Source organism: Micromonospora sp. NPDC005220, from assembly GCF_040607895.1.
Lineage (GTDB): Bacteria > Actinomycetota > Actinomycetes > Mycobacteriales > Micromonosporaceae > Micromonospora.
This window is the reverse complement of the sequence record NZ_JBEXHP010000177.1, coordinates 1-7,552: the sequence shown is the minus strand read 5'-3', so window position 1 is coordinate 7,552 and position 7,552 is coordinate 1. Positions and strand designations below refer to the sequence as shown.

The window sequence follows — 7,552 nt, the reverse complement described above, 5'->3', positions numbered from 1 at the left end:
GGCGAGACCCCCGCCCGCCACCGAACGACGGTCAGGTGACCGTGATGGTCAGGTTGATCGAGCGGGGGTCTCGCCCGCCCGCCACCGCTCGGCTCGCCCGAGACGTCGAGGCGCCCGGAGGCGCGCTCCAGACAGCGAGGTCGATCATCGAGTACTGGTGCCGCTGGGCCCCGACAACGCCCATCAAACTTCATGATCGACGAGCCATTGCCGGTTGGCGAATCGTCGCCACACCCAGGATGGGAGCTTGCCGGAGTGGAACTGCCCGGGATCCTGCGATGTCCAGTGGGAGCGCTCCCTCACTCAAGTCCAGGGCGGTTAATCGAGGATTTGCACGGTGTTACGGAACGCGGGTGCTGGCAAGATCACCGTACGCGTGTGAGGCGCCGGTTCGGCCATGCCATGATCGAGAGCGGCGACCTCATCGGCCGGCCGACGGGACCATTACGACAACCCGGCCGGTACGGGCACCTGAAGGTGCGCCAGGAGCGCGGCGACCTCACGGTCGAGGTCGCGGCCCACCTCGTGGATCGCGTCCACTCCGAACGAACCGAAGGGGCGGCTGGGCTGCTCGATGACGAACCGCGCTCCACCGTGGGGTCCTTCGCAGATCACCGTGCGCAGCGGCGCGTACAGCATCACAGCGGGATCATGCCGGAACATGCGTTCGGCGGTGGTGTGGTTGCCCATCAGGTACTCCACACAGTGCCAGGGGTCGCCGGCGAGCGTCATCATCGGGTGCAGGTCACCGCTGCTGTAGTAGATGAGGAAGTCGTGGGGTGCCCGCTCACGCATCAGGGCGAGCACGTCATCCCACGGGGCGTCGCGGGCCACCAGAGCGTTGAACGCCTCGGCGTCGTAGGGCGGGACGGCCTGCTCGTACTGCCGCCGGAACTCCTCAAACGGGCGATCGACGCTGATGTCCAGGCACCGGGCCTGGTAGGCGCGTTCGACGTATCCCTGCCCCATTCCGCACTCCGTCTCACCCGTCGAGCTACTTTCCCCAACCTAACAGCATTAGTCCGAAATGCGGCTTTAGTCGCTACCCATTACTGACTTCGCCGATGAGGCGATGCGCGTGAACGGCGCCGAGGCACTGCTGCGAACGCTTGCCGACGGCGGGGTGGGCGGTGCCGATGCCCACCAGGCGCCGACCGCCGCCGGCCAGCGCCGTTCGGGGATCTCAGACAACGTGGCGCAGGTAGCCGGCGATCGCCGCGTCGAGTACCTCCGCGCCCGGACGCGCCCACACCTCGGCGGAGAAGACCTCCACCTCGATCGGACCGACGTAACCGGCCGCGTCCACCGCCTCGCGCAGCCGGCGCAGCTCGATGCAGCCGTCGCCGGGCAGCGCCCGGCCGAGCAGCACCCCCTCCGGCAGCGGAGTCACCCAGTCGCAGACCTGGAACGCGGCGATCCGGGCGCCGGCCCGCGCGATCTGCGCGTACACCGTGTCGTCCCACCAGACGTGGTACGCGTCCACGACCACGCCGACCACCGCCGGGTCGAACCGCTCGGCGATGTCCAGCGCCTGGCCGAGAGTGGCGATCACACACCGGTCGGCGGCGAACATCGGGTGCAGCGGCTCGATGGCCAGCCGCACCCCGGCGGCCTCGGCGTGCGGGGCCAACTCGCCGATGGCCTCGGCGGCCCGCCGCCGGGCGCCGTCGATGTCCCGGCTGCCGGCCGGCAACCCACCGGAGACCAGCACCAGCTCCGGGGCCCCGAGGGCGGCGGCCTCCTCGATGGCGCGCAGGTTCTCCGTACGCCAGTCGTCGGCGGAGAAGAACCCGCCCCGGCACAGCGACGTGACGGCGAGGCCGGCCTCGCGGACCAGTTTCGCCGAGCGGGCCAACCCGTACTCGGCCACCGGCTCCCGCCACAGGCCGACGCCCGGTACGCCGGCCGCCACGCACCCGGCCACCACCTCCGGCAGCGGCCAACGCTGCGCGGTCGCCTGGTTGAACGAGAACCGCGCAAGGCTCACTGGACCGGTCTTCGTTCGCGACTGCGGGGCTCGCAAAACCGGCTCACTCCTCGCGCTCACTGGGCTGGTCTCCGCTCGCGACTGCGGGGCTCGCAAAACCGGCTCACTCCTCGCGCTCACTGGGCCACCCCCGCCACGGTGAACAGCGCCCGCGCGCGGGCGGCGGCCAGGTCGGCGTCGGGCAGCAGACCGGCCGCGTCGGCCAGAGTGAGCAGGGTGGCCAGGTGCGCCGGAGACCGGCCGGACTGGGCGCCACCGACCATCGTGAAATGGTCCTGGTACCCAGCCAACCAGGCCAGGAACACGATCCCCGTCTTGTAGTGCCAGGTCGGTGCCGCGAACAGGTGCCGGGCCAGCGGCACCGTGGGCGCGAAGATCTCGTCGTACGCCGTCAGGTCCCCCCGGTCCAGGGCGGCCAACGCGGCAGCCGCGGCCGGCGCGATGGCCGCGAACACCCCGAGCAGCGCGTCCGAGTGCCCCACGTCGTCACCCCGGATCAGCTCCGGGTAGTGGAAGTCGTCACCGGTGTAGAGGCGTACCCCGGCCGGGAGGCGGCGGCGCAACGCGATCTCCCGGTCGGCGTCCAGCAGCGACACCTTGATCCCGTCCACAGCGGACTGGTGTGCCTTGATCAGCTCGATCACCGTGTCGGCGGCCACATCCAGATCGACCGCACCCCAGTAGCCGGTCAACGCCGGATCGAACATCGAACCCAGCCAGTGCAGCACCACCGGCTCGTCGGCGGCGCTCAGCAACTCGTCGTACACCCGCAGGTAGTCCTCCGGGCCACGGGCTGCGGCGGCCAGGTGCCGGCTGCACATCAGCACCGGTCGGGCCCCGGCCGCGCGGACGTCGTCGAGCTGCTCGGCGTACGCGGCGGTGACCGCCGCCAGGGTGGCCGGGCCGACCGGCAGTTGGTCGGTGCCGACCCCGGCGACGATCCGCCCGCCGACCGCGCGGGCCTCGGCGGCGCTACGCCGGATCAGCTCCCGGGTGGCCGGGTAGTCCAGTCCCATCCCCCGCTGGGCGGTGTCCATCGCCTCGGCCACCCCCAGCCCGTACGACCAGAGGTGCCGCCGGAAGGCGAGGGTGGTGTCCCAGTCCACCGCCGCCGGGGCGCCCGGCACGTTCTCCGCGCGCGGGTCGGCGACCACGTGCGCGGCGGCGTACGCGATCCGGCTGGTCACCGGCCCGGCCGGGCGGGCGAAGCCACCACCCCCGGCGAACCGGTGCCGCCGTCCACCCGGCAGCACCACCTCGGCCGTCATGACCGCAGCTCCGGCACCTCGACACGACCGCCCTCGCGGGCCGCGCGCAGCCCCAGCTCGGCGAGCTGCACGCCGCGCGCGCCGGCCAGGAAGTCCCACGTGAACGGCTCGCCGGCCACCACGTGCCGCAGGTACGCCTCCCACTGCACCTTGAAGCCGTTGTCGAACTCCTCGTTGTCGGGCACCTCGGCCCACTGGGCGCGGAAGTCCTCGGTGGCCGGCAGGTCCGGGTTCCACACCGGCTTCGGGGTGACCGCCCGGTGCTGCACGCGGCAGTTGCGCAGGCCGGCGATCGCGCTGCCCTCGGTGCCGTCGACCTGGAACTCCACCAGCTCGTCGCGGTACACCCGCACGGTCCAGGACGAGTTGATCTGGGCGATCACCCCGGCGTCGAGTTCGAAGATGGCGTACGCGGCGTCGTCGGCGGTGGCCGCGTACGCCTGACCGGCCTCGTCGACCCGCTCGGGCACGTGGGTGGCGATCACGCAGGAGACGGCCGTGACCCGCCCGAACAGCTCCTCCAGCAGGTAGTGCCAGTGCGGGAACATGTCGACCACGATGCCGCCGCCGTCCTCGGCCCGGTAGTTCCACGACGGCCGCTGAGCGGGCTGCCAGTCGCCCTCGAAGACCCAGTACCCGAACTCGCCGCGCACCGAGAGGATCCGGCCGAAGAAGCCGCCGTCGATGAGGCGCTTGAGCTTGCGTAGACCGGGCAGGAAGAGCTTGTCCTGCACGACACCGGTGCGGACGCCGGCCGCGTCCGCCGCCCGGGCCAGGTCGAGCGCGGCGGCGGTGTCCTCGGCCAGGGGCTTCTCCGTGTAGATGTGCTTGCCGGCTTCGATGGCCTGCCGGATCGCCTTCTCCCGCTGCTGGGTGACCTGCGCGTCGAAGTAGATCTCGACGTCGTCGCGGGCCAGCGCCGAGGTCAGGTCGGTGGTCCAGTCGGTCAGCCCGTGCCGCTCGGCGAGTTCCCGGAGTTTCGTCTCGTTGCGCCCGACCAGGACCGGTTCCGGCCAGATGGTCGTGCCGTCGGCCAACGCCACGCCACCGGATTCGCGGATGGCCAGGAGCGAGCGGACGAGGTGCTGCCGGTAGCCCATCCGTCCGGTCACGCCGTTGACGATGATGCCGATCGACCTGCGGGTCATGGTGTTCCTTCCGTCGTGCTGGTCGTGCCGATCCGCGCTCAGTGGTTGGCGGCCGCGCTGCCGAGCAACCCACGCAGGTCGGTGGCGAGCCGGTCGAAGCGGGGATCCGACATCACCTGCGCGTAGTCGCGGTGCGCCGGCAGCTCGACCGGGAAGGTGCGGATGATCCGGCCGGGTCGGGGGCTCATCACCACGACCCGGGTGCCGAGGAAGACCGCCTCGGCGATGGAGTGGGTGACCAGCACCACGGTGGTCCCGGTCTCCCGCCAGATTCGGTGCAGCTCGGCGTTCATCTGCTCCCGGGTCAGCGCGTCCAGGGCGCCGAACGGCTCGTCCATGAGCAGTACCGGCGGGGAGTGCAGCAGCGCGCGGCAGAGCGCCACCCGCTGCTGCATGCCACCGGACAGCTCGTGCGGCAACGCCTTCTCGAAGCCGGTCAGGCCGGTCATCTCGATCAGCTCGTCGGCGCGGCGGGCCGCCTGCGTCCGGTCCATGCCGCGCATCTCGGCCTGGAGCAGGATGTTGGCTCGGGCACCGCGCCACTCCAGCAACGCGGCCTTCTGGAAGACGAAGCCGATCTCCTTCTGCGGGCCGCGCACCGGGCGTTCCAGCAGCGACACCTCGCCGGTGGTCGGCGTGACCAGCCCCGCGACGATCTTCAGGAGGGTGGACTTGCCGCAGCCGGACGGCCCGACGATGGTGACGAACTCGCCCGGCTCGATGTCGAGGGACACGTCGTCCAAGGCGGTGGTCTGCGACCGCCGGGTGGTGAACCGGACGGTCAGCCGGGACATCCCGATGGCGGTGCCGGTCGCGGCCGGCGCGGCGGTCACCTGGTCACCCCTGCGCCGCGTACGAGGAGTCCCAGTACGCGTTGGGCGCGCCCGGGTCCTTCAGCTCGGCGTAGCGGGACATCAGGTCGATGGTCTCGGTCCACTGGGCCTCGGTGTTCACCCCGGGCGGGCCGTCCGCGCCGAGCAGCGGCAGGTTGAGGGTGAGCTGCTTGGTGAGCACCTCGGGCGCCGGCTCGTTCTCGGCCAGCGCGACCATGGCGCTCACCGCGCCGGCCGGGTCCCGGGCGGCGTCGGCCCAGGACTTCTGGGTGGCCCGGACGAACTTGCGGGCCAGCTCCGGGTCCTTCTGCAGGGTCTGGGTGTTGGCGATCAGACCGGTGCCGAGCAGGTTCATCCCGTAGTCGGCGAAGAGCAGCACGTCGACCTTCTTGCCGGTCTTGCTCTCGATGGTCGGCGCCTGGTCGTGGAAGAAGCCCATGATGGCGTCGACCTTGCCCTCGGCCAGCGCGGCGATCTTGCCGGCGGCGTCGACGTTGACCACCTTGACGTCGTCCTTCGTCAGGCCGTTCTTCTCCAGCCAGGCCGGGAAGGTCGCGTAGAGGGCGTCGCCGGGGGTGCCACCGACGGTCTTGCCCTTGAGGTCGGCCGGGGTCTTGATGTTCTCCTCGGTGAAGAACTCCACCGAGGACGGGCCCTTCTCCAGGTACGCGCCGAGACTGCGCACCGGCATCCCGCTGGCCACCGACTTCAGCAGGACGGGGCTGTCCGCCCAGCCGAAGTCGGTCTGCTTCTGGGCGACCTGCTTGACCGTGTTGCCGGAGCCGTTGCCGGGCAGGATCTTCAGGTCGATGCCCTCGGCGGAGTAGTAACCCTTCTGCAGGCCGTAGTAGAAGGGCGCGTGCTCGCCGTACGGCACCCAGTTGAGGGTGAGGGTGACCTGCTTGCTGCCGTCGGCGTTGGTGCTGCCGCCGGGGTCGCCGCCGCCGCAGCCGGTGGCGACGAGGAGCAGGGCGGCGGTGGCCAGGATGGTGGTGGCGGTGCGTTTCATCGGTGCCTCCGTGATGGGGTCGGTCAGGAGGTGGTGAGGGACACGCCGGCCCGGCGGCTGGCGTGCCACGGGATGAGCAGCGCCTCGGCGATCTCGACCAGGACGAACAGGACGATGCCGATGGCGGACATCAGGATCAGGTCGGCGAACAGCAGCGGGGCGTCGAGGTTGCCGTTGGCCAGCAACAGGACGTAGCCGAGCCCTTCGCTGGCGCCGACGAACTCGCCGACCACGGCGCCGACCACGGCGAGGGTGACGGCCACCTTCAGTCCGGCCATCAGGTGCGGCAACGCGTTCGGAAAGCGGATCTTGCGGAAGGTGCGCCACGGCCCGGCACCCATCGTGGCGGCAAGGTCGAGCAGCTCCGGGTCGGTGGAGCGCAGGCCGGCCACGCCCGAGATGACCACCGGGAAGAACGCGATGAGCACCGCCAGGATGATCTTCGGGGTGAGGCCGAGACCGAACCAGACCACCAGCAGCGGCGCGATGGCGATCTTCGGGATGACCTGTGCGAACAGCACGATCGGGTAGAGCGCCTTGTCCAGGGTGCGGGAATAGGCGATGGCCACCGCGGTCACCAGACCCAGCGCGGCGGCCAGCACGAAGCCGAGCACCGTCTCGTAGAGGGTGACCACTGTGTGCCGGGCCAGCTCGGACCACTGGGTGGTCGTCGTCTCCCAGACCTGGCCGGGGGTGGGCACCAGGTAGTTCGGGACGTACTCCCGGGCGGCCACGAACCACCAGGCGGCGAAGAACACCGCGAGCACCAGCGCCGGGCGCCAGAGCGAGTCGGCGAAGGCCACCGCCCGCCGACCGAGCGTCGGGCGCGGGGCACGGCCACGGTCGGCCTGACATCCATCCGCAATGGACGCGTTGCCGACGGCCTCCGGCGCACCGGGCGCGGAATCAGCCTTCCGCTCACCGCCCACCGCCTCGACGGCGGCCTGCCGGCCCGCCGTGTCCAGAGAGTTCTCGGTCACGCGGAACCTCCTCGGGGCCCGGCACGGTGCCCGTGGGCCGGGCCGGTCGGCAGATCAGGCAAACGCTTTCCTGGAGCGTAGGCGGCGCCTCCACACCGGGCAAGGGCTTTCCTCGATCTATTCGTGGTTGTCAGCCGGCCGCCGGGTAGGTGTCCAGGAGGCCGCACATGCCCAACCGGCCACACTCGACCGGCTCGGCCACCGCGTACACCCCGGCGTCGCGCAGGTGCGCCGGGTCCCCGCGCTCCAGGGCGTCGAGCTGCCCGGCGGTGTCGGCGGCGGCACGGCCCGCGCCGGCCTCCCACCGCTGCCGCCACCGCCCCAGCA

Annotated in this window: 8 protein-coding genes and 1 pseudogene; all 9 read right to left on the bottom strand. The window is 71.3% G+C overall.

What is annotated here, in order from left to right; all coding sequences use genetic code 11:
- Nucleotides 1–31: 31 nt before the first annotated feature.
- Complete coding sequence (locus ABZU52_RS31080) at nucleotides 32–184, bottom strand: hypothetical protein (protein ID WP_354974489.1); 153 nt, start codon at nucleotides 182–184, stop codon at nucleotides 32–34.
- A gap of 260 nt (nucleotides 185–444) precedes the next feature.
- Nucleotides 445–969: a hypothetical protein gene (locus ABZU52_RS31075; protein WP_354974488.1), complete on the bottom strand. Its 525-nt coding sequence runs from the start codon at nucleotides 967–969 to the stop codon at nucleotides 445–447.
- A gap of 214 nt (nucleotides 970–1,183) precedes the next feature.
- Nucleotides 1,184–1,987, bottom strand: coding sequence for a sugar phosphate isomerase/epimerase family protein (locus tag ABZU52_RS31070; RefSeq protein WP_354974487.1), 804 nt, complete (start codon nucleotides 1,985–1,987; stop codon nucleotides 1,184–1,186).
- A 116-nt stretch (nucleotides 1,988–2,103) separates the two neighbouring features.
- Nucleotides 2,104–3,255, bottom strand: coding sequence for a dihydrodipicolinate synthase family protein (locus ABZU52_RS31065; protein ID WP_354974486.1), 1,152 nt, complete (start codon nucleotides 3,253–3,255; stop codon nucleotides 2,104–2,106).
- Entirely contained in the window at nucleotides 3,252–4,403 is a 1,152-nt protein-coding gene (locus ABZU52_RS31060; protein WP_354974485.1) for a Gfo/Idh/MocA family oxidoreductase, read from the bottom strand. Before ABZU52_RS31060 ends, ABZU52_RS31065 begins: the two co-directional genes overlap by 4 nt.
- 38 nt (nucleotides 4,404–4,441) lie before the next feature.
- A complete protein-coding gene (locus tag ABZU52_RS31055; protein ID WP_354974484.1) occupies nucleotides 4,442–5,236 on the bottom strand; it encodes an ABC transporter ATP-binding protein in 795 nt (264 codons plus the stop codon).
- A 4-nt stretch (nucleotides 5,237–5,240) separates the two neighbouring features.
- Complete coding sequence (locus tag ABZU52_RS31050; RefSeq protein WP_354974483.1) at nucleotides 5,241–6,245, bottom strand: ABC transporter substrate-binding protein; 1,005 nt, start codon at nucleotides 6,243–6,245, stop codon at nucleotides 5,241–5,243.
- Between the two features lie 23 nt (nucleotides 6,246–6,268).
- Nucleotides 6,269–7,225: an ABC transporter permease gene (locus ABZU52_RS31045; RefSeq protein WP_354974482.1), complete on the bottom strand. Its 957-nt coding sequence runs from the start codon at nucleotides 7,223–7,225 to the stop codon at nucleotides 6,269–6,271.
- Nucleotides 7,226–7,355: 130 nt separating this feature from the next.
- Nucleotides 7,356–7,552, bottom strand: a pseudogene (locus ABZU52_RS31040) (cupin); the annotation flags it as partial.

Coding starts and splice junctions, on each gene's coding strand:
- ABZU52_RS31050 (WP_354974483.1), bottom strand. CDS start 6,245: ATGAAACGCACCGCCACCACCATCCTGGCCACCGCCGCCCTGCTCCTC.
- ABZU52_RS31075 (WP_354974488.1), bottom strand. CDS start 969: ATGGGGCAGGGATACGTCGAACGCGCCTACCAGGCCCGGTGCCTGGAC.
- ABZU52_RS31060 (WP_354974485.1), bottom strand. CDS start 4,403: ATGACCCGCAGGTCGATCGGCATCATCGTCAACGGCGTGACCGGACGG.
- ABZU52_RS31065 (WP_354974486.1), bottom strand. CDS start 3,255: ATGACGGCCGAGGTGGTGCTGCCGGGTGGACGGCGGCACCGGTTCGCC.
- ABZU52_RS31080 (WP_354974489.1), bottom strand. CDS start 184: ATGGGCGTTGTCGGGGCCCAGCGGCACCAGTACTCGATGATCGACCTC.